Genomic DNA, 25,325 nt, shown 5'->3' with positions numbered 1-25,325 from the left:
CGCACGACACGGCCGGACAACCAGGCCACAGGGCGCGACCCTCCCCCGAAGTCCCGCCCCACAGGTGAGCCGCCGATACCCCAACCGCGGCGACCAGCGGCCCTTACGATGACCACTCAGCCGCGTCTCGCACTGACGGCACAGCCGAGCTCCCCTCGCTCATGCAGGAGAACCTTGTGACGCCCCCAACCCTCGATGCCCTCGACCTGAAGTTGCTGCAGGCGCTGGAACTCGACGGGCGGGCACCGTTCAGCCGAATCGCCCAGGTACTGGGAGTCTCCGACCAGACCGTCGCCCGCCGGTTCAGGCGCCTGCGTACCGCCGCTCACCTGCGCGTGACCGGCGTGAGCGACGACAGCCGCCTCGGCCTGACCAGCTGGATCGTCCGGCTTGGCTGCAGCCAGAACACGGCAACCCAACTGGCCATCACACTCGCCGGGCGACCCGACACCCACTACATCGACCTCGTCGCCGGCGGCACCGAGGTCGTGTGCGCGATCAGGCCCCGCAACAGGCAGGAACGCGACGAGGTGCTCCTCGAACGCCTCCAACGCACCCCGCACATCACCTCGGTCAGCGCCCACTGCATCCTGCACACCTATTACGGCAACTCCCTCCGCTGGCTCCGCAAGATCAGCGCCCTCGACCCGGACGAAGAAACCGCCCTGCGTGCTCCAGTGCCCCCACCCACCAGGACTCCCATCGCTCTGGACGCAGCCGACCAGACCATGCTGGACGTACTGCGACGTGACGGCAGGGCCACGCTCACCGAACTTCAGGCCGCAACCGGCCTGTCCGACAACGTCCTCAAGCGCCGCCTGGAAAACCTGCGGTCCACCGGCGTGCTCCACTTGGCCGTCGAATACGACCACGAGCCCCTGGGACGCGGCGTAGAAGCACTGTGCTGGCTGACCGTCGCTCCCCAGTCCCTGGCCGAGGCGGGACGAGCCATCGCGGTCCATCCGGAAGTACGCTTCGCCGCTGCCGTCACCGGGCGGACCAACCTCGTCGTCTCAGTGCTCTGCCGCACCACCGCCGACCTCTACACCTTTGTCGACGAGAAGATCGGTGCTCTGACCGGCATCCACACAGCAGAGACCATCCTCACGCTCCGACGCGTCAAAACCCTCACTTCCGAAGCTCGTTGACGTCGAGACAGCCGTACGGCACGGGTCCGTCACGGCCGACGGGACTCAGCTCGGGCGACTCTGGATGGTTGCCAGGTCAGACGGCTTGTAGCCGAACCGTTGCTGTTCCGTCGGCAGTCCCCCACAGCGAGCGCATAGTGTGTGATGCCGTTCCCACAGCGTGGGCACAGCGCCAAGTCAGTTCCGTTCGGGGGGAGTCACACCATGCGATCCATACGGCCGTCGTTCACCGCTCGACGAGGGAGGAGCGCGCGCCGCAGGACCACCCCCGCGCTGGCCGCTGTCGCCCTGGCCTCGGCGCTGGTGCTCACCGCCACCGCGTGCGAGTCGGGCGACACGAATGCCGACGACCAGGCCTCCGCCTCCGCGACCAGCGGCGACGACAAGATCCAGATCCCGGACGACATCAGAGACAAGCTCAAAGAGCACGGGATCGACATCGACAAGTGGAAGAACGGCGACTGGAAGAAGTGGGACAAGGACGACTGGCTGCGCGAGGCGCAGGACTTCGTCAACCCGATCATCGAGGGCTTGTGGAGCTCGGACCGGATGCGGGACGCCGACGACCCGGACAAGGGCGTGGATGAGAACGACCTCTCCGGTGACCAGGGCGTGACCGACCCGACGCCCGCGCCGGTGGACGCCAAGGCCGTGGCGACTACGTACCACGCCAACGCCCCCGAGGCGGGCAAGGTGTTCTTCGACTCCCCCGAAGGCACGATGGTCTGCTCCGCGACGGTCGTGCAGGACCCGGCCCACCCCGGCAAGTCCAACCTGGTGTGGACGGCGGGGCACTGCGTGCACGCCGGCAAGAACGGCGGCTGGTACCGCAACATCGCGTTCGTGCCGTCGTACAACAACGCAGGCGACACGGCCGAGCAGTTGCAGAGCGCCGCCAAGGAGGAGGTCGCTCCCTACGGTGTGTGGTGGGGCGACTGGGCGCAGACCTCGGACCAGTGGATCGCGGGGGGCAGCTCGACGGGTGGTGACGGTGCCTCGTACGACTTCGCCGTCATCCATGTGACGCCGGAGAAGGGCGGCACGGGCAAGTCGCTGGAGGAAACGGTCGGTTCGGCGCTGCCGGTGGACTTCAAGGCTCCGGCCGTGCCGAAGGTGGAGAGCGTCACGGCGACCGGCTATCCGGCGGCGCCACCGTACGACGGACAGACGCTGTACCAGTGCCAGGACAAGCCCGGGCGGCTGTCGATCAATGCCTCGGATCCGACGATGTACCGGATCGGGTGCAGCATGACGGGTGGTTCCTCGGGTGGCGGCTGGATCGCGACGGGTTCGGACGGCAAACCGGCGCTGGTGTCCAACACCTCGATCGGGCCGGTGACTTCCGGCTGGCTGGCGGGTCCACGGCTGGGCACGGTGGCCAAGGGCGTGTACAACTCGGTGAGCGACAAGTTCGCCGATCAGTGACGCCAGGCATGCTGAAGGCCCGCCCCCTGGAAAGCTTCTTCCAGGGGGCGGGCCTTTACACCGTTGGTCAGAGCGCGGGAGCGGGCACGTACGGCGCGAGGTCCGCCGCCAGCTCCTCGTGCACCCGTGCCTTGAGCAGCGTGCCCTCCGGGGTGTGTTCCTCGGAGATCACCTCGCCCTCGGAGTGGGCCCGGGCGACCAGCTTGCCGTGCGTGTAGGGCACGAGCGCCTCGATCTCGACCGAGGGCCTGGGCAGCTCGTTGTCGATCAGCGCGAGCAGCTCCTGGAGGCCCTTGCCGGTACGGGCCGAGACCGCGATGGAGCGCTTCTCGATCCGCATCAGCCGCTGAAGCGTCAGCGGGTCGGCCGCGTCGGCCTTGTTGATCACGACGATCTCGGGCACCTGGGTGGCGCCGACGTCCCGGATCACCTCGCGCACGGCAGCCAGCTGCTCCTCCGGGTTCGGGTGCGAGCCGTCCACCACGTGCAGGATCAGGTCGGAGTCGCCGACCTCCTCCATGGTGGAGCGGAACGCCTCGACCAGGTGGTGGGGCAGGTGCCGTACAAACCCGACCGTGTCGGCCAGCGTGTACAGCCGCCCGCTCGGGGTCTCGGCCCGGCGGACGGTCGGGTCCAGGGTCGCGAACAGAGCGTTCTCGACCAGGACGCCCGCGCCCGTGAGGCGGTTGAGCAGCGAGGACTTTCCGGCGTTGGTGTAGCCCGCGATGGCGACGGACGGCACCTTGTGACGACGACGCTCCTGGCGCTTGATCTCGCGGCCGGTCTTCATGTCCGCGATCTCCCGGCGCATCTTCGCCATCTTCTCGCGGATCCGGCGCCGGTCCGTCTCGATCTTGGTCTCACCGGGACCACGGGTGGCGAGGCCGCCGCCCTTGCCGCCGCCCATCTGACGGGACAGCGACTGACCCCAACCGCGCAGCCTCGGCAGCATGTACTGCATCTGCGCGAGCGCGACCTGCGCCTTGCCCTCTCGGGACTTGGCGTGCTGGGCGAAGATGTCGAGGATCAGGGCCGTACGGTCGATGACCTTGACCTTGACGACGTCCTCGAGGTGGATCAGCTGGCCCGGGCTGAGCTCACCGTCGCAGATGACGGTGTCCGCGCCCGTCTCGAGGACGATGTCGCGCAGTTCGTGGGCCTTGCCCGAGCCGATGTAGGTGGCGGCGTCGGGCTTGTCGCGGCGCTGGATCACGCCGTCGAGTACGAGCGCTCCGGCGGTCTCCGCTAGGGCGGCGAGCTCCGCGAGGGAGTTCTCCGAGTCGGTCACGGTCCCCGAGGTCCAGACGCCGACAAGCACGACCCGCTCCAGGCGGAGCTGGCGGTACTCGACCTCGGTGACGTCCTCGAGCTCGGTGGAGAGGCCCGCCACGCGGCGCAGTGCCGCGCGCTCGGAGCGGTCGAACTGCTCGCCGTCCCGCTCTCCGTCGATCTCGTGGCTCCAGGCGACGTCCTCTTCCATCAGGGCATCGGCCCGAAGACCTTCGGGATAGGCGTGCGCGAAGCGCTTGGTGTCCTGGGAAGGGGAAGAAGAGGAGGTCATTTGATCCTTACGTCGATGGGGATTCCGATTCGGCGACGGAGCCTGATCCGTCACAGGTCACAACGTTCGAGTACCCCGGGAGATTCCCGGTCACCCGCGCCGTGGCGAGTCCGGGCCGCGTTGCCGACCCGAAGATGGTCGCACGGGACGGCCCGTCTCGTCACCGTGTTATTTCGCGGGAGCAGCGGCAGACTTCCTGGCGGGCGCGGCCGGCTTCCAGTCCGGGTGGCCCGGCATCGGCGGTGTCTTCTCTCCGTACAGCCAGTCCTTGAAGAAGCCGCTCAGATCGCGTCCGGAGACGTCCGAGGCGAGGCGCTCGAAGTCGGCCGTGGTCGCCGTGCCGTCCCGGTGGGCCTGCACCCAGAGCCGTTCCAGCCGCTCGAAGGCCTGCCGTCCGATCTCCTGGCGCAGGGCGTAGAGGGCGAGTGCGGCGCCGTCGTAGACGTTGGGCCGGAAGATGCCGATCTTCTGGCCGGGGGCGGGGACCTTGGGGGCCGCGGGCGGTCCGCCGGCCGCGCGCCAGCCGTCGGAGGAGCCGTACGCCGCCTTCATCCGCGCCTCCAGCGGCTTGTTCGCCTTCTCCTGCGCGTACAGGGCCTCGTACCAGGTGGCGTGTCCCTCGTTGAGCCACACGTCGGACCAGGTACGGGGGCTGACGCTGTCGCCGAACCACTGGTGGGACAGCTCGTGCACCATGATCGACTCGATGTACCACTTGGGGAAGGCGGACCCGGTGAACAGGTCTTTCTCGAAGAGAGAGAGGGTCTGCGTCTCGAGTTCGAAGCCGGTGGAGGCCTCGGCCATGAGCAGACCGTAGGTCTCGAAGGGGTACGGTCCGACCTTGCTCTCCATCCACGCGATCTGGTCGGGGGTCTTCTCGAGCCATGGTTCGAGGGCGTCGCGGTCCTTGGTCGGCACGACGTCCCGTACGGGCAGTCCGTGCGGCCCTGCGCGGTGCAGGACGCTGGAGCGGCCGATGGACACCTGGGCCAGCTCGGTGGCCATGGGGTGCTGGGTGCGGTACGTCCATGTGGTCGACCGGCCGACCCGGTCGGCGCCTGCGGGGAGCCCGTTGGCCACGACGGTGTAGCCGTTGGGCGCGGTGATCCGGAAGGTGAAGCTCGCCTTGTCGGAGGGGTGGTCGTTGGACGGGAACACCAGGTGTGCGGCGTCGGCCTGGTTGGCCATGACGAGGCCGTCCGCGGTCCGTACCCAGCCGCCGTCCCTGCCCTCGACGGACCTGGGGTCGCTGGTGTGCCGCACGGTGATCCGCATCCAGCTGCCCTGGGGCAGCGGTGTCCGCGGGGTGACCACCAGGTCGTCGCCGGCGGTGGTGAAGGAGGCGGGCACTCCGTCGACCTGGACCGACTCGACCGTGCCACGGTCGAAGTCGAGGTTGACGCGGTCCAGCGAAGTCGTGGTCCTGGCGTCGATCGTGGTGACCGCCCGGAGGGGCTTGTCGTTGCTGCCGGGATAGGTGAAGGAGAGGTCGTACGACGCCACGTCGTAGCCGGGGTTGCCCAGGTACGGGAAGAGGCGGTCGCCGACGCCCAGCGGGGCCGGGGGTGCGCTCGCGGCGACGAGGCAGACGGAGACGGCGGAGGCGAGCAGCGCCGCCTTCAGCCGTCGGCGGGCCAGGGTGCGGGGTCGGGGAGCCCGGATGCGGAGGGTGTGCGACATGCACCACGGCTACCAGCGCGCGCGTGCGCCACGGCGACGGCGCGCGCCGGGCCCACTCGAACGGGTACATCAGGGGCGCCCGTGTCGCGAGGAGATGTGTTCAGGTCGCCGGCGCGTGGTGCTGCGCGCGGCTCACGTCGTACACGCCCGGGACGTTCCGCATCGCCCGCATGAGGGCGGGCAGGTGAGCTGCGTCCGGGAGCTGCAGGGTGTACGTGTGGCGCACTCGTTGCTGGCTCGGGGGCTCGACGGTCGCGGAGACGATCTCGGCGCCCTCCAGGGCGATGGCCTCGGTGAGGTCAGCCAGGAGGTGGGGACGGCCGAACGACTCGGCGACCAGCGTGACCCGGCACTCCATGGTGTCGCCCCAGCGCACGCCCACCTCCGCGCGCCCCGCGCTCTTCATACGCGCCACCCCGGCGCACTCCACGCGGTGCACGGTCACCATTCCCCCGCGCACGGGGAAGCCGGTGACCTCGTCGGGCGGTACGGGCGTACAGCAGCCGGCGAGCCGAACGGTCGCGCCGGGCCGGTCGACGACGGCGGTCGCTGCGGAACGGGATCCCGGGTTGCCCTCGGCCCCGGTGGTGGTCGGGCCCCCGGGGGCACCCCGCGTCGTCCGCGTGTCCCCTGCGCCCGCTCCGGCTTCCGCGGCACTCCCGGGCGCCGTGTGCGCACGCCTGGCTCCGGCGCGCGGACCGCCGTCCGCGCCAGTGCCCGCGCCCGTGCCCCCGTCGGCCTCCCCAGCGCCTTCACCCTCGTCCTCGCCGCTCGCCGGATGCGTCGCGAGCCACCGCTGGATGGCGATCCGGGCGGCGGGCGTGTGGGCGTGCTCCAGCCACTCCCTGGAGGGCTCGGAGGCCGGGTCCTGGCCCATGAGCAGTTGGACGGTGTCGCCGTCTCTCAGGACCGTGCTCAGCGTCGCCAGACGGCCGTTGACGCGGGCGCCGATGCACGCGTGCGCGTCCTCGCCGTACTGCGCGTACGCGGCGTCGACGCACGTGGCGCCCTCGGGCAGGCCGAGCGTGCCGCCGTCGGGCCGGAAGACGGTGATCTCGCGGTCCTGGGCGAGGTCCTCGCGCAGGGTGGACCAGAAGGTGTCCGGGTCGGGTGCGGCCTCCTGCCAGTCGAGGAGGCGCGAGAGCCAGCCGGGCCGGGTGGGGTCGACGCGCTCGCCGTCACTCACGGTCTGCTCCTCCGAAGGAGGAGCGTAGGGATTGCCGAGCGCGACGACTCCGGCCTCGGCGACCTTGTGCATCTGGTGGGTGCGGATGAGGACTTCGGCGACCTGGCCGTCCCCGCGGGCGACGGCGGTGTGCAGCGACTGGTACAGGTTGAACTTGGGTACGGCGATGAAATCCTTGAACTCCGAGACGACGGGCGTCATACAGGTGTGCAGTTCACCGAGTACGGCGTAGCAGTCGGCGTCCTCGTTGACGAGGACCAGGAGTCGGCCGAAGTCGGCGCCGCGGAGCCGCCTGCGTTTGCGGGAGACGCGGTGCACGGAGACGAAGTGCCGTGGCCGGATGAGGACTTCGGCCTGAATGTCGGCCTCGCGCAGGACACCGCGCACCTCGTCGGCGATCTCGGCGAGCGGGTCGTCGGGGCGCGCCGCGTTGTCGACGATCAGTTCCCGGGTGTGCTGGTACTCCTCGGGGTGGAGGATCGCGAAGACGAGGTCCTCCAGTTCGGTCTTGAGGGCCTGGACGCCGAGCCGTTCGGCGAGCGGGATAAGGACGTCCCGGGTGACCTTGGCGATGCGGGCCTGTTTCTCGGGGCGCATGACGCCGAGGGTGCGCATGTTGTGCAGCCGGTCGGCGAGTTTGATCGACATCACGCGGACGTCGCTGCCGGTGGCGACGAGCATCTTGCGGAAGGTCTCGGGCTCGGCGGCCGCGCCGTAGTCGACCTTCTCCAGCTTCGTGACGCCGTCGACGAGGTAGCGCACCTCCTCACCGAACTCGTCCCGCACCTGCTCGAGCGTCACCTCGGTGTCCTCGACGGTGTCGTGGAGCAGCGAGGCGGTCAACGTCGTGGTCTCGGCGCCGAGTTCGGCGAGGATCAGGGTCACGGCGAGCGGGTGCGTGATGTACGGCTCGCCGCTCTTGCGCATCTGGCCGCGGTGCGAGGACTCGGCCAGCACGTAGGCGCGGCGCAGTGGTTCGAGGTCGGCGTCCGGGTGGTGGGCGCGGTGTGCCTCGACCACGTGGCTGATCGCGTCGGGCAGCCGGTCGCGGGATGCGGGGCCGAGCAGCGCGGCGCGGCCGAGGCGGCGCAGATCGATCCGGGGGCGGGCCCTCCGGCGCGGCGCCGTGGGCGCCGTGGGACCGGCGACTGTCGGCGTCACTGGGCCTGCGGTCGCGGGGTTCGTGGCCTCCGCACTCATGGGCACCTCCGGCTGCATGGACCGGCGGACGGGGTGCCCCATGGCGGACACGGCCCAGGGGATGGCGACGATCCCCCGTCCGAGCCGGTGCTTGATGCTACCGAGCCCGCCCCGCGCGACCGACCGCCTCTCGCCCAGCGTGAAACGGATCACCCATTCGGGCGATGGCGATGAGGTTTACGGTTTCGCGCCAGGTGAGGGGAGGCCGGCCATGGTTTCGCACGTGCGTCTGCCGCTCACAGACGCACGTCGGGTGCGCCCGGCTTCCCATGGCTGGGATGCCAAGCCCGTCGCCTCCTCAGCGAACCGCGTTTTCCAGCCACTCCTGGTCGATCTCGCCTTCGGCCACGATCACCGCAGGACCGGTCATCTCGATTTCGCCGTCGGGCCGCTCGGTGATCACCAGCCGTCCGCCCGGCAGATCGACGGTGTATGTCGCGGGAGTTCCGGTGGCGGCCGGGTCGGCGCCGTCCCTGCGGGCGGCCGCCACGGCGACGGCGCACGCACCTGTGCCGCACGCGCGGGTCTCGCCTGCACCGCGCTCGTACACCCGCATCGCCACGTGCCGCGGGCCCCGGTCGACCACGAACTCGACGTTCACCCCGTCCGGGTAGGCGGCGGCCGGACGGAACGGCGGCGGGGCGAACAGGTCACCGGCGTGCGCGAGGTCGTCGACGAAGGCGACCGCGTGCGGGTTGCCCATGTTCACGTTCCGCGCGGGCCAGTTGCGCTCGCCGACGGTCACCGTGACGTCCCCCTCGGGGAGGACCGCCTTGCCCATGCCGACGGTGATGTCACCCGCGGCGGAGCCGCCATTGGGCGCGGCCTTGGCGAGGTGCACGGCCTTCACGCCTCCGCGCGTGGCGACGGCGATGTCGCCTTCGGTGACGAGACCGGTGTGCTGGAGATAGCGCGCGAACACCCGTACGCCGTTGCCGCACATTTCGGCGATCGAGCCGTCGCCGTTGCGGTAGTCCATGAACCACTCCGCCTCGGCCGCCATCGTCATGGCCTCGGGGTGCGCGGCGGACCGCACCACGTGCAGCAGGCCGTCACCGCCGATGCCCGCGCGGCGGTCGCACAGGGCGGCGACGGCGGCCGGGGGCAGGTCGATGACGTTCTCGGGGTCCGGGACGATCACGAAGTCGTTCTCGGCGCCGTGCCCCTTGAGGAAGGCGATCCGTGTGCTCATTCCTCGATCGTACGGGGTGCGTACGACACTGGACGGCTCGATGTGGACGGGACCGTCAGCGCAGCCGGGCGACGCGCCAGACGGCGAGGACCACGACCGCGGCGACGAGCACGACATAGCCGAAAACCACCCGCCAGTCGGGCCGGCGCCCGGAACCGCGTGGGGGCAGTCCGGGCCAGGTGTATCCGACCCGGCGCGCGGCCATCATGCCCCAGCCGGCCGCGCAGGAGCTGATCAGCAGGCCGAGCATGGCGATCACCGCGCCGCTGTCGCCGAAGTCGAAGGCCAGCGGGAAGGCGAACATCAGGGAGCCGGTCGCCGCCAGCGCCACGATGGGCGCCAGCTGCCAGATCCGTAGCCGGCGCTGCGGCCGCAGCTCGACCTCGACCTCGGGTCCGCCCGCGAACATCTCCTCGGGCTCGGGCCCGTCGGCGGTCACACCGCCCTGGGTCTCGTCGGGACCGTCGGGACTCAGGCGGTCCCCGTCCTGCTCCGCCTCACCACTGTCGGTAGTGACGGGCTCGGTGCCTTGTGCGGTGTCGCGAGGGCCGGCCTCCATCGCCACGCGCCCTCCCAACTCGGACTCAACTTGGTCGATCGAAGCTCGATGATGGCATGGCACAACGGGCCCGGATGACGGCCTGGGCGTCCCGATGCCATGACGTGATCAGGCTGTAACCGGTCGTTCGACCAACGCCAGCGCAAGCTGCGGAAGTCCTGTGAGATCCGCGGCAGCCCCACTCAACCAGTGCACCCGCGGATCGCGCCTGAACCACGAATCCTGACGGCGCGCGAAGCGCTTGGTGGCCCGGACGGTCTCCGCGCGCGCCTCGTCCTGGGTGCACTCCCCCGTGAGCGCCGCGAGCACCTGCTGGTAGCCGAGCGCGCGCGACGCCGTACGCCCCGCGCGCAGCCCTTGCGCCTCCAGCGCGCGCACCTCGTCCACGAGCCCCGCCTCCCACATCCGGTCGACCCGGCGCGCGATGCGCTCGTCGAGTTCGGGGCGGGCCACGTCGACGCCGATCTGCAGGGTGTCGTAGACGGAGTCGTGACCGGGGAGGTTGGCAGTGAAGGGCTGGCCGGTGATCTCGATCACTTCCAGGGCCCGCACGATACGGCGGCCGTTGCTGGGCAGGATCGCCTGGGCGGCCTCGGGGTCGGCGGCGGCCAGGCGGGCGTGCAGCGCACCGGAGCCGCGCAGGGTGAGCTCCTCCTCCAGCCGGGCCCTGACCTCGGGGTCGGTGCCGGGGAACTCCAGGTTGTCGACGGCCCCGCGGACATACAGGCCGGAGCCGCCGACCAGGATCGGCCAGCGCCCGTCGGCGAGCAGCGCGTCGATCCGCTGCCGGGCGAGCCGCTGGTACTCGGCGACCGAGGCCGTGACGGTCACGTCCCAGATGTCGAGGAGGTGGTGCGGGATGCCGCCGCGCTCCTCCGGCGTCAGCTTGGCGGTACCGATGTCCATCCCTCGGTAGAGCTGCATGGAGTCGGCGTTGACGACCTCGCCTCCGAGCTGCTGGGCCAGGAAAACACCCAGATCGGACTTTCCGGCCGCGGTGGGTCCGACGACGGCGATGACGCGGGGGGCGGGGGATGCGCTGCTCACCGCACCAGTCTCGCAAACCTCATGGCCCGCCCTCGAACGAGTTACGTGACGGCGCTCGCGCGGCGTCGTTGCCCGTTGCGAGGTTCCGGCCGCCGGTTCAAGGAAGGCGGCGCCCCGGGCGGCGCAAACGGACGCACCGGGTGACGCGGGATTTCGCTCGCACGAGTAACGTATGGAGTGGATATGGGCGTTTTTGCGCGACTTCTTCGGAGGTCGAAGGCCACGGAGGAGGCCACCGAGGAGGCCGGCAAGGAGTCGGCAGCCACCGAGGAGCAGGCCGACGCACCCGCGGCCGTACCCGAGGTGACGGAGAGTGCTGAGGTGGCGGGGTCGGAGGAGACCCGGGACGCCGCGAAGGAGACGGAAGGCGTCGTCGACGACGCGGCGGAGGCGGACGGGGACGACGGGGTCACCGCCGCCGACGGCGTCGAGATCCCCAAGCAGCAGTCCGCCGAGGAGGCGGCCGACCGCGAGGCCGGCGAGGACGCCCGCACGTAACTGCCCCGCCAGGGAAGGTGACCCCATGGGTCTGATGGACAATTTGAAGGCCAAGCTCGCCCCGGCCAAGGACAAGGTCTCAGACTTCGCGCAGCAGCACGGGGACAAGGTCCAGCACGGCCTGGACAAGGCCGCGAAGGTGGTCGACGAGAAGACCAAGCACAAATACAGCGACAAGATCCAGACGGGCACCGGCAAGGCCAAGGGCGCCGTGGACCGGCTCGCGCACAAGGAGGGCCCCGCAGCGGGCGGCGGCACCGCCACCCCGCCGGAGACACCTCCGCCGGCCTCCTGAACAGCACGGCACAACGATCGGCGGACGGCCGTGGCGTATCGGCGCTCGCGGCCGTCCGCCGTTGTGTCCGCGGGGAGAGCGCCGCCGAAGGTGACCCGGCGCCCGGTCGCTACGACGGAATCGACGGGTTCGACGGCTACGAGGGCTACGAGGGCTACGAGGGCTACGACGGAAACGACGGAAACGACGGAAACAGCCGCTACGACCAGGCCGCGACCACGTACCCCACGCCGTACGGCGCGTCCTCGTACAGCAGCGCGCCGGAGAGACCCGCGCCCTCGGCCGCGCCGGCCAGCACCTGCCAGACGCCCCGGCCGGAGGCCTTGAGCTCGTACGCCAGCTCCGCGTCCAGCGCCTCGATGGCCGCGACGTCCGCCGCCCCCAGCGCACGCGCGACCTCCGCGTCGAACGGCTCCGCCCGCTCGTCGAGATAGCCCGGCGCCTTCAGCGTCCGGCACGCGCTGGCGTCGCCCATCACCAACAGCGCCACCCGCTCGGCCCGCGCGGCGACGTCCCGTCCTACTTCGATACACCGCTCGGCCGCCAGGGGTTCTCCCACGCCGAGTCCCTCGATCGGAGCGGCCGACCACCCGGTCCGCTCCAGCAGCCATGCGGCGACGGCGAGCGAGGGCGGCAGCGCGCGCTCGGACGGCGCGCCCTTGTCCCGACCCAGCGTCACGCCGAGATCCACGCCGAAGCCGCGGAACGACCCCTGCGTACCCTCCGGATACGGGCCGCGCCCGCTCTGTTCGGCCGGCCCGACGACCACGAGGCGGTCCGGCCGGGCGGCGGCGAGCACGCTCAGGGCGTCCACGCAGGCGGTACGGGCGGCGTCCAGCTCGGGCGCGGCGCCCGCGGCGACCTCGGGCACGAGCAGGGGCGGGCAGGGGCATACGGCAGCGGCGACAAGCATGATCGGCAGGGTAGCCCAGCGTTCGTCGGCCGCCCGGTCAGTCGCAGCCGCAGCCGCTGCCCGTGGCCACCGGCAGCGGGGCCGGTGCGCCGATCTTCGGCAGGCCGAGCATGACGCCGGCCGACTTGGCCGCCGCTTTCTCGACGTTGCGCTTCTCCCAGGCGTCCCCCGCGCGCGTGGGGCGCACGTCGAGGACCGGGCCCTCGGCGAGGAGGTGGTGCGGGGCCGCGTAGGTCACCTCGACCGTGACCACGTCGCCGGGGCGCACCTCCTGCTCCGGCTTGGTGAAGTGGACCAGGCGATTGTCAGGGGCACGGCCGGAGAGGCGGTGGGTGGCGCCGTCCTTGCGGCCCTCGCCCTCGGCGACCATCAGCTCCAGAGTGCGGCCGACCTGCTTCTTGTTCTCGTCCCAGGAGATCTCCTCCTGGAGGGCGACGAGCCGCTCGTAGCGTGCCTGGACGACCTCCTTGGGGATCTGGTCGTCCATGGTCGCGGCCGGGGTACCGGGGCGCTTGGAGTACTGGAAGGTGAACGCCTGCGCGAAGCGGGCCTCGCGCACCACCTGGAGGGTCTGCTCGAAGTCGTCCTCGGTCTCGCCGGGGAAGCCCACGATGATGTCGGTGGTGATGGCCGCGTGCGGGATGGCGGCGCGCACCTTCTCGATGATCCCCAGGTAGCGGTCCTGGCGGTAGGAGCGACGCATCGCCTTCAGGACCGTGTCCGAACCGGACTGGAGCGGCATGTGCAGCTGGGGCATCACGTTCGGTGTCTCGGCCATGGCGGCGATGACGTCGTCCGTGAAGTCGCGCGGGTGCGGGGAGGTGAAGCGGACGCGCTCCAGGCCCTCGATGGTGCCGCAGGCCCGCAGCAGCTTGCTGAACGCCTCGCGGTCGCCGATGTCGCTCCCGTAAGCGTTTACGTTCTGGCCCAGCAGCGTGATCTCGGAGACGCCCTCGCCGACCAGCGCCTCGATCTCGGCGAGAATGTCGCCGGTGCGGCGGTCCTTCTCCTTGCCGCGCAGCGCCGGGACGATACAGAAGGTGCAGGTGTTGTTGCAGCCGACGGAGATCGACACCCAGGCCGCGTAGGCGCTCTCGCGCCGGGTCGGCAGCGTGGAGGGGAACGCCTCCAGCGACTCGGCGATCTCGACCTGCGCCTCTTCCTGTACGCGGGCGCGCTCCAGCAGGACCGGCAGCTTGCCGATGTTGTGCGTACCGAAGACGACGTCCACCCAGGGCGCCTTCTTCACGATGGTGTCGCGGTCCTTCTGCGCGAGGCAGCCGCCGACCGCGATCTGCATGCCGGGGCGCTTCGTCTTCATCGGCGCGAGGCGGCCGAGGTTGCCGTAGAGCCGGTTGTCGGCGTTCTCGCGGACGGCGCAGGTGTTGAAGACCACGACGTCCGCGTCGCCGTCCGAGCCTTCGGGCGCGCGCACGTAACCAGCGTCTTCGAGCAGTCCGGACAATCGCTCGGAATCGTGGACGTTCATCTGGCACCCGTAGGTGCGAACTTCGTATGTCTTAGATGATTGAACATCCACTGCCGGGCTCCGGTCGCTGCTGCTGGTCATTCCTCAAGGGTAGGCGCTTCCTCGGAGCCCCTGACTCAGTGCTTCACCGAGCGGGCGCCTCCTGGAAGCTCGCAGCCCCGCGACTGCCTAGCCTGGTGGTGTGGTGACCAGCCCGTGAACTCCGTACCCGCGGAGCCCGACGATCTCGTGCGAGCCCTCACAGCCGCCGGGATCAGGGACGAGCGACTGCTCGAGGCCGTGCGCACGACGCCCCGGGCCGAGTTCGTTCCGCCCGGTCAGGTGGCTGTCGCCTACCGGGACATACCCGTTGCGATCGGGCAGGGGCAGGTCACCACGCAGCCCTCGCTGTCCGCCATGATGATCGAGAGCCTCCGTCTCGGCGGGAGCGAGCACGTGCTGGAGGTCGGTACGGGTCTCGGCTTCCAGACCGCGCTGCTCGCCCGGATGGCTGCCGATGTGGTCAGCATCGAGATACGGCCGGGCATAGCCCGCCAGGCGCGCGCGAATCTCGCACGGCAGGGCGTACGGAACGTGGAGCTGCGGGTCGGCGACGGCAGCGGCGGCGTACCGGAAGAGGCTCCGTACGACGCGGTCCTCATGTCGGCCGCGTTTCCCGAGGTACCCGCGCCGCTGGTCGCGCAGGTGCGGCCCGGCGGATGCCTGGTGCAGCCGATCGGGCCGGGCGGGCACGAGCAGGTGGTGTGCTTCGAGCGCACCACCTCGGGGCTGGAGCAGTTGCGGGTTCTGACCGCGGCCTGCTTTGTCCGGCTGCAGGGGCGATACGGCTTCCCGCCGGACGATGCGGACATTCTTTGAGGCGTTCCTTGAGAGAGCGGAGGCGTTCCTTGAGGGAAAGAGACGTTCGGCGACGCGCGGGGCCTCCCTACTCGTCCGCGACGCGTACGACCGCCAGCGTGATGTTGTCGGGGCCGCCCGCCGCGATGGCGGCCTTCCACAGCTCGAAGGCCGCCCGGCCGTCGTCGTGCTCCCGCATCACCTCGTCGAGCACGTCCGTCGGCACCGGATCGGTCAAACCGTCGGTGCAAATCAGGTAGCGGTCGCCGGGAGACAGGGACCCGGCCGTCACGTGGGGGCGTATGGCGCGGTACGTGGGGGTGCCGCCCAGGCACTGGGTGACGAGGTGCGTGGTGCGATGCCCGGGTTCGAGCGGGGGGCTGTCGTCGACGCTCACCTGGCGCAGCCCGTCACGGGTGGCCGCGAAGACCCGGCTGTCGCCCACGTTGAACACCAGCACCGAGCCGGGCTGTACGACAGCGCCGGCCGCCGTCGTACCCATGGTGGCGAGCTCGCTTCCCTCGTCGCCGCCGGCTGCCTCGTACACGGCGCGGTTGCAAGCGTTCATGGCGTCGCGGACGGCGTCCTCGCTGCTCAGGGCGGGGCCGATCGACGCGATCCGGCGGACGACCAGAGCGCTGGCCACTTCGCCGCCGGGGTGCCCGCCGAGCCCGTCGGCGACGGCGACGACGAGGGGCGTCCCGAGTGGGAAGACCAGGGTCTGCGCGTTCTCGGTGACCGTGGCGCACAGGGTCCACGGTCCGATGACGAGGCTGTCCTCGTTCCGGTCGCGGAGCAGCCCGGGATGACTCAGCGCACTCACGGCCACGTACGGCATGGAACGTCACCGCCTTCCCGCGCGCCCTGACGACCAGTCAGGCATCTGCGGAGAAAAGCTCTCCTGACCAGGGGAACAACGAAGTGCAACCCTGGCCATGCCTCAAGGGTAGGCGGTCGTCGCCTACGTGGGTGAGGTGATCGGCGCCTGGTGCCCTCCTCGGACCGCGCCCGGCACCCACCCCTGGCTGCGCAGCACGGCCGACACGTCCGGTGCCTCGTAGTGCTCGCCCTTGAGGACCTTGCCGTCCTCACGCCGGGCCACCTGGCCGTCGGGGCCCAGCTTGGTCATGTTGGAGCGGTGGATCTCGGCGATCACCGCGTCGAGGTCGATCCCGTGGACGAGGGCCGTGCCGTACGCCACGTAGACGACGTCGGCCAGCTCGTGGGCGAGTCTGTCGAGCGGGCCCGCGACCGAGACCTCGGCCACCTCGGCGGCCTCCTCCGCGAGCAGCTCGCCCCGGTGCGCGGCGAGCTCCGGGGACACCTGCGTCGGCGTGCTGCGGGCGTCCAGCCCGAAGGCGAGGTGGAACTCACGGACCAGATCGGCGGGCGACGAACTCATGCACACGACTGTACTGGCCACTGCTGACAACCCCGCCCAGATCCGGGCCCCCTGGCCAGCACCGCACCCGTCCTGGCAGGATCGCGCCCATGTCCAAGGTGTTCCCCCGTATCGGCAGGCGCCGGGCCCTCCAGGGCGCGGCCGCCGGTCTCGTGGCCCTCGGGCTGCTGCTGTGGTGGCTGCTGCCCCTCGGTGAGGAGCCGCCGGGCGGGACGATCACGGTCAGTACCGGGACACCGAGCGGCGTCTACCAGGAATACGGCAAGCTGCTGCGCGCCGAGCTGGACAAGGACATGCCCAACCTGACGGTGCGGCTTCAGACCAGCGACGGGTCGCAGGAGAACGTCGCGCGCGTGGCGACCGGCAAGGCCGACTTCACGATCGCCGCGGCCGACGCGGTGGAGACGTACGAGCTGAACGGCGGGAAGGGTGCCGCCCGCCTGCGTGGGGTCGCCCGCCTCTACGACGACTACGTACAGCTCGTCGTCGCGCGCGACTCGGGCATCGACTCCGTCGCGGACCTGAAGGGCAAGCGTGTGGCCATAGGGCCGCCGGAGTCCGGCGTGCGGCTCATCGCCGACCGGGTGCTCGGGGCGGCCGGCATCGACGCGCGCAAGGACATCACCCCGGAGCCCGACGGCATCGGCAGCGCGCCCGGGCGGCTGAAGTCGGGGGAGATCGACGCGTTCTTCTGGTCGGGCGGCCTGCCGACGGACGGCCTGCAGAAGCTCGCCGACGGCTTCTCCATCCGGTTCGTCCCGATCGAGCCCGACCTCGTGACAAAGCTGCACGGCGAGGGCGACGCCACCCGCTACTACCGCGCCACCAACATGCCGGAGTCGGCCTACCCGACCGTGCAGAACGGGTCGGTCGTGCCCACGATGGCAGTGTCCAACCTGCTGATCACGCGCACGGACATGGACCCCCGGCTCACCGAGTGGGTGACGCGCACCGTGATCAAGAGCCGTGACGGAATCGGCGCCCACGTCCACTCGGCGCAACTGGTCGACCTGCGCACAGCGATCTACACCGACCCGCTCCAGCTCCACGAGGGCGCACGGCGCTACTACCGGTCGGTCAAGCCGTAGACCGCCGGCCCGTCGAAGCCACAGACCGCCGGTCCCACGCACCCACAAACCGCCGGCCCGTCGAACCCACAAACCGCCGGCCTGCCCAGATTCGCCCCGCCGAGCCGTCGAGCCGTCGAGCCGTCAAGCGGTCAAGCCCTCAAGCCCTCAAGCCCTCAAGCCCTCAAGCCCTCAAGCCCTCAAGCCCTCAAGCCCTCAAGCCCTCAAGCCGCAGGCCTCGACCTCGGCACCGTCACCGTCACCCGCAGCCCGTGCGGCTCATGGTGGCCGTACGAGATCGAGCCGCCGCCCGCCTCGAGCAGCGCCCGGGAGATGGACAGACCGAGGCCGGAGCCCTTGACGTTCTGGTGGCGGCCGCTGCGCCAGAAGCGGTCGCCGACGCGGCCCAGCTCCTCGTCGGTGAGGCCGGGGCCGCTGTCGGTGACGACGACGGTCGACGTCTCGCCGTTGGAGGAGACGGTCACCTCGACGCTCTCGGCCTCGGGCGTGAACTTCACCGCGTTGTCGATCACCGCGTCCAGCGCGCTGGACAGGGTGATCGGGTCGGCCCAGGCCGTGATGGGCGGGCAGTCGCCCACCAGCCGTACGCCCTTGGCCTCGGCCGTCGGTGTCCAGGCCGCGACACGCTCGGCGGCCAGCGCGCCGATGTCGGTGAGCGTCAGGTCCGCCTCGGCGTGCTCGGCGAGCGCCAGGTCGAGCAGGTCGTCCAGAACCTGCGCGAGGCGTTTGCCCTCGGTCCGGACCGAGGCGATCTCCTCATTGCCCTCGGGAAGTTCGAGGGCGAGCAGCTCGATGCGCAGCAGCAGCGCCGCAAGCGGGTTGCGCAGCTGGTGCGAGGCGTCGGCGACGAAGGCGCGCTGCTGCTCCAGCACGTCCTCGACGTTGTCCGCCATCTCGTTGAACGATCGGGCGAGCCGCCTGAGTTCCGGCGGCCCGCCGGCCGCCGCGACCCGGGACTTCAGACGTCCGGTGGCGATGTCGTGCGTGGTGGCGTCCAGGATCCGTACCGGCCTGAGGACCCAGCCGGTCAGCCGGAGGGCGGCACCGACGGCCAGCAGCATCGCGGCGATCTCGCCCACGCCTATGACCAGCCAGCCGTGCAGGATCCGCGAACGCATCGCCCCGGTGGGCGAGTCGGTGACCACGACCGCGACGACGTCGCCGTCCCGGATGACCGGCGACGCGACGACGAGGTGCCGGCGCTGCCAGGGCCAGACCTGCTGCGGGTCGTGACTGCGGCGGCTGAGCAGCGCCTCACCGAAGGCCTCCCGTACCTCCCCCGTCTGGGGGAGGAACCAGTCGGCGGGTGCCTGGGCCATGGGGGTGTCGGTGCGGTAGAAGACGCCGGCACGAATGCCGTAGACCTCGTAGTAGCTGGCGAGTTCGCTCTGGAGCGTCTCCTTGCGCTCGTCCCGGGACGTGGGACGGGAGCCGCCGGGCACTTCGGTGACGTACTGGGCGAGGGCCGCGAAGCGTGCCGTGTCGTCGATGCGGTCGACGACGACCTTCTGCTGCTGGGCCGCGGCCACGCTGATGCCGAGCGGGATGCCGAGCGCGAGCAGCACGGCCGCCATCAGGACGATGAGCAGCGGCAGCAGACGTGTGCGCAAGCCGTCCCCGCTAGGCGGCCGGGGCGACGAGCCGGTAGCCCACGCCGCGTACGGTCTCGATCAGAGCCGGCATGCGCAGCTTGGCGCGCAGGGACGCCACGTGCACCTCCAGGGTGCGGCCGGTGCCCTCCCAACTGGTGCGCCAGACCTCGCTGATGATCTGCTCGCGACGGAAGACCACACCGGGACGCTGGGCGAGCAGCGCGAGGAGGTCGAACTCCTTGCGGGTCAGTTGGACGGTCGAACCGTCCACGGTGACCTGGCGGGTGGGCAGCTCGATGTGGACGGGCCCCAGGCGCAGCGCTGTGTCGGCGCCGCCGGAGGCGTCCTCGTGGACGGTACGCCGGCTGACGGCGTGGATCCGGGCGAGCAGCTCACCCGTGTCGTAGGGCTTCACCACGTAGTCGTCGGCTCCGAGGTTGAGGCCATGGATGCGCGAGCGCACGTCGGAGCGGGCGGTGACCATGATCACCGGTGTGCTGGTGCGCTTGCGGATCTTGCCGCACACCTCGTAGCCGTCCTGGTCGGGCAGCCCCAGGTCCAGCAGGACGACCCCGAAGCCGGGGCCCTCGGGGACGAGCGCCTGGAGGGCCTCCTCGCCGCTGCGGGCGTGCGTGACGTCGAAACCGTGCCGTGCCAGGACCGCGGACAGCGCGGCGGCGACATGGTTGTCGTCCTCGACGAGAAGCAGTCTCATCCCGGCTCCCTCCGGTTCATCGGGCGTGCGGTATCGGTACATGCAAGGTCGATAGATGTCGACAGGTACAGCGTGTGCACGCGAGGTACGGCGTGTGCACACGCGCGTGCATCATGGCAGTCACGCTGATGGACGCCGACGGCGTCAAGTGGGTTCCGGTTGCGCGCACCTTCCGTTACCCGGCCGATACGCGCCCAGGCGGCAACTGCTACGACACGTGTCCGATTGCTATCGGATCGTGATGCTCAGATTCCCCTCAGATGTAATGACGCTGGTCGTGCGGCGTCACTACTGTCCTCCGAAACCGAGGAGGACGGAGCCTGAAAGCGATGACCGAAGTATCGGTGGCCAAGGAAGACGTGGCCGCGACCGGCGAGCTGGTCGTCCTGAAGAGCGTCAACAAGCACTTCGGCGCGTTGCACGTACTCCAGGACATCGATCTGACGATCACCCGCGGCGAGGTCGTCGTGGTCATCGGACCCTCCGGGTCCGGGAAGTCCACCCTGTGCCGCACCATCAACCGCCTGGAGACCATCGACTCGGGCACGATCGCGATCGACGGCAAGCCGCTGCCCCAGGAGGGCAAGGCGCTGGCCCGGCTGCGGGCCGACGTCGGCATGGTCTTCCAGTCCTTCAATCTCTTCGCGCACAAGACCGTGCTCGAGAACGTGATGCTGGGCCAGATCAAGGTCCGCAAGGCGGACAAGAAGCAGGCCGAGGAGAAGGCCCGGGCCCTGCTCGACCGGGTCGGCGTGGGCACCCAGGCCGACAAGTACCCCGCACAGCTCTCCGGCGGCCAGCAGCAGCGCGTCGCCATCGCGCGGGCGCTGGCGATGGACCCGAAGGTCATGCTCTTCGACGAGCCGACGTCGGCCCTCGACCCGGAGATGATCAACGAGGTGCTGGAAGTCATGCAGCAGCTCGCCCGCGACGGCATGACCATGATCGTCGTCACCCATGAGATGGGCTTCGCACGATCGGCTGCAAACCGGGTGGTCTTCATGGCAGACGGTCGCATAGTCGAACAGGCTGCGCCCGACCAGTTCTTCAGCAACCCACGCAGCGACCGGGCCAAGGACTTCCTGTCGAAGATCCTGCACCACTGACCGCGCCCATAGCGCCCCTGACGACCTGCGTCACCCGCCCCCTGACGGCCCGCTTTCCTCATCACCAAAGGATGTTCACCATGAAGCTCCGCAAGGTCACCGCCGCCTCGGCCGCCGTACTCGCCCTGGCGCTGAGCGCCACCGCCTGCGGCGGCGACAACAAGGACAGCGACAACAGCGGCTCCAGCGGCGGCGGCAAGATCAAGATCGGTATCAAGTTCGACCAGCCGGGCCTTGGCCTGAAGCAGCCCGACGGCTCCTTCGCCGGCTTCGACGTGGACGTGGCGACCTACGTGGCCAAGCAGCTCGGCTACGCGCCCGACAAGATCGAGTGGGTCGAGACCAAGAGCGCCGACCGTGAGAACGCGCTGGCCCGCGGCGACGTGAAGTTCATCGCGGCCACCTACTCCATCAACGACGAGCGCAAGCAGAAGGTCGACTTCGCCGGCCCCTACCTGCTGGCCCACCAGGACCTGCTGGTCAAGGCGAACTCCACCATCTCCAAGGGCACGGACCTCAACGGCAAGAACCTGTGTTCCGTGACCGGCTCGACCTCGGCGCAGAACGTCCAGAAGTCCATCGCTCCGAAGGCCAACCTGCGTGAGAACAGCGGCTACTCGGAGTGCATCGCCGCCCTGCAGAGCGGCGCCGTGGACGCCGTGACCACCGACGACTCGATCCTCGCGGGCTTCGCCGCGCAGGACAAGTACAAGGGCCAGTTCAAGCTCGCGGGTCTGAAGCTCAGCAACGAGAACTACGGCATCGGCGTCAAGAAGGGCGACACCGCGACCGTGAACAAGATCAACGACGCCCTGAAGAAGATGGTCAGCGACGGCTCCTGGCAGAAGGCGGTCGAGGCGAACTTCGGCCCGGCCAGCTACAAGAACGAGCCGGCCCCGACGATCGGCAACATCGTCAAGTAACGCGAGGCTCCGGCCGAGCAACGCAGGGTTCTCCGGGCGCGCCGCCGCCCGCCGCCTGACCGGCGGCGGCGCGCCACACCCTCCACGTACGCCACACACCCGGAAGCGCGGGAGATCGTGTTCGACTTTCTTGAAGGTTACGACGTCCTCGGGGCGTTCTGGATGACGGTGAAACTCACCGCCCTCTCCGCCGTCGGCTCCCTGGTCTGGGGCACCCTGCTGGCGGCGATGCGGGTCAGCCCGGTCCCGCTCATGCGCGGGTTCGGCGCCGCCTACGTGAACATCGTGCGGAACATCCCTCTGACGGTCATCATCGTCTTCTCCTCGCTCGGCCTGGCCGACATCTTCGGCATGACCATGGGCGCGTCCGACGACTTCAAGCTCCAGGGCTTCCGGCTGGCGGTACTCGGCCTCGCCGCCTACACCGCGGCCTTCGTCTGCGAGGCGATCCGCTCCGGCATCAACACCGTGCCCGTGGGGCAGGCGGAGGCTGCCCGTGCCATCGGGCTGAGCTTCAGCCAGTCCCTGCGGCTGATCGTGCTGCCGCAGGCCTTCCGTTCGGTGATCGCGCCGCTGGCGAACGTCCTGATCGCCCTGACGAAGAACACCACCGTGGCGGCCGCGATCGGTGTGGCCGAGGCCGCCAGCCTGATGAAGACGATGATCGAGAACGAGGCCCAGACGCTCGCCATCGGCGCGGTCTTCGCCCTCGGGTTCGTGGTACTGACCCTGCCCACCGGCCTCCTCCTCGGCTGGGTCGGCAAGCGACTGGCGGTGAAGCGATGACCTCCGTTCTCTACGACGCCCCCGGCCCGCGGGCCAAGCGGCGCAACGTCGTCCTCTCGATAGCCTTCTTCGCGCTGCTGGCCCTGTTCCTGTGGTGGATCTGGCAGACGATGGACGACAAGGACCAGCTGAAGTGGTCCCTGTGGGAGCCCTTCACCACCTCCGAGGCCTGGACCACGTACCTGCTGCCCGGCCTCGGCAACACTCTCAAGGCCGCCGCGCTCTCCATGGTCATCGCGCTTCCGCTGGGCGCGGTCTTCGGCATCGCCCGTATGTCCGACCACCGCTGGATCCGCGTTCCGGCCGGTGTCGTGGTCGAGTTCTTCCGGGCGATCCCGGTACTGCTGCTGATGCTGTTCGCCAACGAGTTCTACGTCCGCTCCACCGGCGTCGGCAGCGAGGAGCGGCCCCTCTACGCGGTCATCACGGGCCTGGTGCTCTACAACGCCTCGGTCCTCGCCGAGGTCGTCCGGGCCGGCATCCTCGCCCTGCCCAAGGGGCAGACGGAGGCCGCGTACGCGATCGGTCTGCGCAAGAGCCAGACGATGTCCAGCATCCTGCTGCCGCAGGCCGTCACCGTCATGCTGCCCGCCATCGTCAGCCAGCTCGTGGTCATCGTGAAGGACACCGCTCTGGGCGGCGTGATGCTCCAGTTCCCCGAACTGCTCAGCGAGCGCGGCACACTCGCGGCCAACTACGCCAACGTCGTCGCCAGCTTCATCGTGGTGGCAATCATCTTCATCGTGGTGAACTTCGCCCTCACCTCCTTCGCCTCCTGGCTGGAGGGCAGGCTGCGCCGCAGCAAGCGCGGCACGGGCACGGTCCTCGGCGCCGAGGACGTCGAGGAGCTCAACGCCGCCGAGGTCGGGGGCACCTTCGGCACCGCTGCCGGCGGCACCGTCTGACACACGCTCAAGTGACATGACCGGTACGGAGGCAGTGGCATGATCGCCACTGCCTCCGTCACTTGACGCAAGCACCGGCAATGGGTTGCATACGTTCTGTGATCGTGCACCCTGCTCCAACCTTCTGTTCACATATGTCGCCGAGGACGCCGCCGCAGGCAGGGGGCGCCGCGCCGTGGACCCGGTGATCATCGTCGGAGCGGGGCCCGTGGGGCTCACGCTCGCCCTGGCGCTGGCCCGCCAGGAGGTTCCGTCGGTCGTCCTCGACGAGGGCCCGGGCAAGGACGAACCCCGCCTCGCGCGCAGTGTCGTGCTGCGCGAGGACACCGCCGCGCTCGTGGAACGGCTGACCGGGGTGCCGCTCGCCGAGGTCGGCGTCCGCTGGGCCGGATGGCGGTCGTTGCGGCGCAAGCAGGTGATGACCGAGATCACGTTCGGGGACACCGAGCCCGCTCCGCTGCACATCGCCCAGCACGTGCTGACCGGTGCCCTGCGCGCGGCGCTCGCCGGCGAGCGGCTCGTCAAGGTCGCCGTGGACAGCCGCCTCGACACCGTCGAACAGGAGCCCTCGGGCGTCACGGCCCACACCCGCGGCGCCAAGGGCATGTGGTGGCGCGGCAGTTACCTGGTCGGCTGCGACGGCCCCCGCTCGACGGTGCGCAAGCTCCAGGACATCCGCTTCCCCGGCCGTACGGCGGTGGAGCGACACGCCGTGGCCGCGCTGCGCACGGAACTTCCGTGGGCCGACCAGGCGTTGCTCCATCGGATGCCGCCGTGGCGGACGTCCGGTCCCTCCGCCGGGGAAGTCACCGGACGTCCGCTGCCGGACGGGATCTGGCGGCTGGACTGGCTGCTGCCGCCCGGCAAGGACCTGGTCACGCCCGAGCTGCTGGTGGCCCGCGTCCGGGAGACGCTCGCAGGCTGGACGGGCAGCTCCACACCGCCGTACGAACTGCTGGACACCGGTGTCCACACCGTCCACCACCGGCTGGCCCGCCGCTGGCGCGCGGGCCGGGTCTTCCTTGCGGGGGACGCGGCGCATCTACTCGGCGCGCTTGGCACGCAGGGGCTGGACGAGGGCCTGAGCGACGCCGACAACCTCGCCTGGAAGCTGGCCCTGGCCTGGCACCACGGGCCGCACGAGGCGCTGCTCGACAGCTACCAGGCGGAGCGGCGCGCCGTCGTCGCCGCCCGGCTGCGCGCCGCCGACCAGGTGCTGCCGCTGCTGCGCGGCGGCGGAGGCCTGCGCGCCTACGTCCCCGGCGCCGCCCGGGGCCACGACGCGCTGCTCCTGGACGGTCACCTGGGGCGCGGCCCGCTGGGCGAGCCGGGGGCGTACGCCGACTCGCCGCTCGCGCCCCCGCACCTCGATGCGGAGGTCCCCGTGGACACCCCGCCCGGCGCGCAGGTCGCGGACGTGCGGGTGACGGCGGAGGACGGCTCCTTCGTACGGCTGCAGGACCGGCTCGGCCGCGGCGCGCTGCTGGTCGTCCTGGTCGCGCCGGGCACCGGCGTGTGGGAGCGCAAGCACTGGGTGACCGCCGGGATCATGCCCCGGCTCGCCGCCGCGGTGACCGCGCTGCCGCACCCCGCCGAGTTGCTGGTGGCCGAGAGCTACCCGGGTGCGGCCGCCCACACCGTGCTCCTCGTCCGCCCCGACGGCCATCTGGTCACCGCCCTGAACGGGGTGCGCCCGGCCGATCTGTACGCGGCGGCCGAGGCGACGCTGGGCGGCCCGACCCGCGCGGAGGCCACGGCCGGTTCCGTTTCGACGTGAC

23 protein-coding genes are annotated in these 25,325 nt (G+C 70.4%); 11 read left to right on the top strand and 12 right to left on the bottom strand.

The genetic code is table 11. The features are described from left to right. The first annotated feature begins 176 nt into the window (after positions 1-176). Positions 177-1,148, top strand: a complete 972-nt coding sequence (locus ABT114_RS44620; RefSeq protein WP_351151377.1) for an Lrp/AsnC family transcriptional regulator — start codon at positions 177-179, stop codon at positions 1,146-1,148. A 204-nt stretch (positions 1,149-1,352) separates the two neighbouring features. Beyond that, complete coding sequence (locus ABT114_RS44615; RefSeq protein ID WP_351151374.1) at positions 1,353-2,573, top strand: trypsin-like serine peptidase; 1,221 nt, start codon at positions 1,353-1,355, stop codon at positions 2,571-2,573. A gap of 67 nt (positions 2,574-2,640) precedes the next feature. Here ABT114_RS44615 and hflX read toward each other — a convergent pair whose 3' ends face one another. The 6 genes from hflX to miaA form a co-directional block, all read right to left on the bottom strand. Then, entirely contained in the window at positions 2,641-4,134 is a 1,494-nt protein-coding gene (hflX, locus tag ABT114_RS44610) for a GTPase HflX (RefSeq protein ID WP_351151372.1), read from the bottom strand. Positions 4,135-4,302: 168 nt separating this feature from the next. Beyond that, on the bottom strand, positions 4,303-5,814 hold the full coding sequence (locus ABT114_RS44605) for a M1 family metallopeptidase (RefSeq protein ID WP_351151370.1): 1,512 nt from the start codon (positions 5,812-5,814) through the stop codon (positions 4,303-4,305). Between the two features lie 100 nt (positions 5,815-5,914). Beyond that, entirely contained in the window at positions 5,915-8,200 is a 2,286-nt protein-coding gene (locus tag ABT114_RS44600; protein ID WP_351151407.1) for a RelA/SpoT family protein, read from the bottom strand. Between the two features lie 298 nt (positions 8,201-8,498). Next, the gene (dapF, locus tag ABT114_RS44595; RefSeq protein ID WP_351151368.1) at positions 8,499-9,392 is read right to left on the bottom strand and encodes a diaminopimelate epimerase; all 894 of its coding nucleotides are present in this window, start codon (positions 9,390-9,392) and stop codon (positions 8,499-8,501) included. Positions 9,393-9,447: 55 nt separating this feature from the next. Further along, complete coding sequence (locus ABT114_RS44590; RefSeq protein ID WP_351151404.1) at positions 9,448-9,951, bottom strand: hypothetical protein; 504 nt, start codon at positions 9,949-9,951, stop codon at positions 9,448-9,450. A 108-nt stretch (positions 9,952-10,059) separates the two neighbouring features. After that, entirely contained in the window at positions 10,060-10,998 is a 939-nt protein-coding gene (miaA, locus tag ABT114_RS44585) for a tRNA (adenosine(37)-N6)-dimethylallyltransferase MiaA (protein ID WP_351151365.1), read from the bottom strand. A 183-nt stretch (positions 10,999-11,181) separates the two neighbouring features. Between miaA and ABT114_RS44580 the strand changes: the two genes are divergently transcribed. Both ABT114_RS44580 and ABT114_RS44575 read left to right on the top strand, forming a co-directional pair. Further along, positions 11,182-11,496: a hypothetical protein gene (locus ABT114_RS44580; protein WP_351151362.1), complete on the top strand. Its 315-nt coding sequence runs from the start codon at positions 11,182-11,184 to the stop codon at positions 11,494-11,496. A 25-nt stretch (positions 11,497-11,521) separates the two neighbouring features. Further along, positions 11,522-11,791: an antitoxin gene (locus tag ABT114_RS44575; protein ID WP_351151360.1), complete on the top strand. Its 270-nt coding sequence runs from the start codon at positions 11,522-11,524 to the stop codon at positions 11,789-11,791. A gap of 199 nt (positions 11,792-11,990) precedes the next feature. On the opposite strand, the gene ABT114_RS44570 is transcribed toward ABT114_RS44575, so the two are convergent. Continuing rightward, on the bottom strand, positions 11,991-12,704 hold the full coding sequence (locus ABT114_RS44570; protein ID WP_351151357.1) for a class III extradiol dioxygenase subunit B-like domain-containing protein: 714 nt from the start codon (positions 12,702-12,704) through the stop codon (positions 11,991-11,993). A 37-nt stretch (positions 12,705-12,741) separates the two neighbouring features. Then, a complete protein-coding gene (miaB, locus tag ABT114_RS44565) occupies positions 12,742-14,274 on the bottom strand; it encodes a tRNA (N6-isopentenyl adenosine(37)-C2)-methylthiotransferase MiaB (RefSeq protein WP_351151355.1) in 1,533 nt (510 codons plus the stop codon). Between the two features lie 114 nt (positions 14,275-14,388). On the opposite strand from miaB, the gene ABT114_RS44560 reads away from it, so the two are divergent. After that, a complete protein-coding gene (locus ABT114_RS44560; protein ID WP_351151352.1) occupies positions 14,389-15,051 on the top strand; it encodes a protein-L-isoaspartate O-methyltransferase family protein in 663 nt (220 codons plus the stop codon). Between the two features lie 67 nt (positions 15,052-15,118). On the opposite strand, the gene ABT114_RS44555 is transcribed toward ABT114_RS44560, so the two are convergent. Both ABT114_RS44555 and ABT114_RS44550 read right to left on the bottom strand, forming a co-directional pair. Continuing rightward, positions 15,119-15,868 carry a PP2C family protein-serine/threonine phosphatase gene (locus tag ABT114_RS44555; RefSeq protein ID WP_351151350.1) on the bottom strand — a complete coding sequence of 250 codons (750 nt, stop codon included), beginning with the start codon at positions 15,866-15,868 and terminating at the stop codon, positions 15,119-15,121. Positions 15,869-15,991: 123 nt separating this feature from the next. After that, positions 15,992-16,432, bottom strand: a complete 441-nt coding sequence (locus tag ABT114_RS44550) for a pyrophosphohydrolase domain-containing protein (protein WP_351151347.1) — start codon at positions 16,430-16,432, stop codon at positions 15,992-15,994. An 89-nt stretch (positions 16,433-16,521) separates the two neighbouring features. Here ABT114_RS44550 and ABT114_RS44545 point away from each other — a divergent pair, with 89 nt between their 5' ends. Next, on the top strand, positions 16,522-17,520 hold the full coding sequence (locus ABT114_RS44545) for a TAXI family TRAP transporter solute-binding subunit (RefSeq protein ID WP_351151344.1): 999 nt from the start codon (positions 16,522-16,524) through the stop codon (positions 17,518-17,520). 203 nt (positions 17,521-17,723) lie between these two features. Here ABT114_RS44545 and ABT114_RS44540 read toward each other — a convergent pair whose 3' ends face one another. Both ABT114_RS44540 and ABT114_RS44535 read right to left on the bottom strand, forming a co-directional pair. Continuing rightward, positions 17,724-19,130 (bottom strand): sensor histidine kinase, encoded by a 1,407-nt coding sequence (locus ABT114_RS44540; protein WP_351151341.1) that lies wholly within the window; start codon positions 19,128-19,130, stop codon positions 17,724-17,726. 10 nt (positions 19,131-19,140) lie between these two features. Then, on the bottom strand, positions 19,141-19,827 hold the full coding sequence (locus ABT114_RS44535) for a response regulator transcription factor (RefSeq protein ID WP_351151338.1): 687 nt from the start codon (positions 19,825-19,827) through the stop codon (positions 19,141-19,143). Between the two features lie 329 nt (positions 19,828-20,156). On the opposite strand from ABT114_RS44535, the gene ABT114_RS44530 reads away from it, so the two are divergent. The 5 genes from ABT114_RS44530 to ABT114_RS44510 all read left to right on the top strand — a co-directional run bounded on the left by ABT114_RS44530 (position 20,157) and on the right by ABT114_RS44510 (position 25,324). After that, the gene (locus ABT114_RS44530) at positions 20,157-20,933 is read left to right on the top strand and encodes an amino acid ABC transporter ATP-binding protein (RefSeq protein WP_351151336.1); all 777 of its coding nucleotides are present in this window, start codon (positions 20,157-20,159) and stop codon (positions 20,931-20,933) included. Between the two features lie 80 nt (positions 20,934-21,013). Then, entirely contained in the window at positions 21,014-21,856 is an 843-nt protein-coding gene (locus ABT114_RS44525; protein WP_351151333.1) for a glutamate ABC transporter substrate-binding protein, read from the top strand. A gap of 117 nt (positions 21,857-21,973) precedes the next feature. After that, positions 21,974-22,642, top strand: coding sequence for an amino acid ABC transporter permease (locus tag ABT114_RS44520; protein WP_351151330.1), 669 nt, complete (start codon positions 21,974-21,976; stop codon positions 22,640-22,642). Next, positions 22,639-23,547, top strand: coding sequence for an amino acid ABC transporter permease (locus ABT114_RS44515; protein WP_351151327.1), 909 nt, complete (start codon positions 22,639-22,641; stop codon positions 23,545-23,547). Before ABT114_RS44520 ends, ABT114_RS44515 begins: the two co-directional genes overlap by 4 nt. A gap of 175 nt (positions 23,548-23,722) precedes the next feature. Then, the gene (locus tag ABT114_RS44510; RefSeq protein ID WP_351151324.1) at positions 23,723-25,324 is read left to right on the top strand and encodes an FAD-dependent monooxygenase; all 1,602 of its coding nucleotides are present in this window, start codon (positions 23,723-23,725) and stop codon (positions 25,322-25,324) included. Position 25,325 lies beyond the last annotated feature (1 nt).

It is taken from the genome of Streptomyces sp. NPDC002088 (assembly GCF_040296605.1).
In the GTDB taxonomy this organism is placed as follows: Bacteria; Actinomycetota; Actinomycetes; order Streptomycetales; family Streptomycetaceae; genus Streptomyces.
The sequence above is the reverse complement of the archived record's forward strand: the minus strand, read 5'-3'. Positions and strand labels throughout refer to the sequence as shown.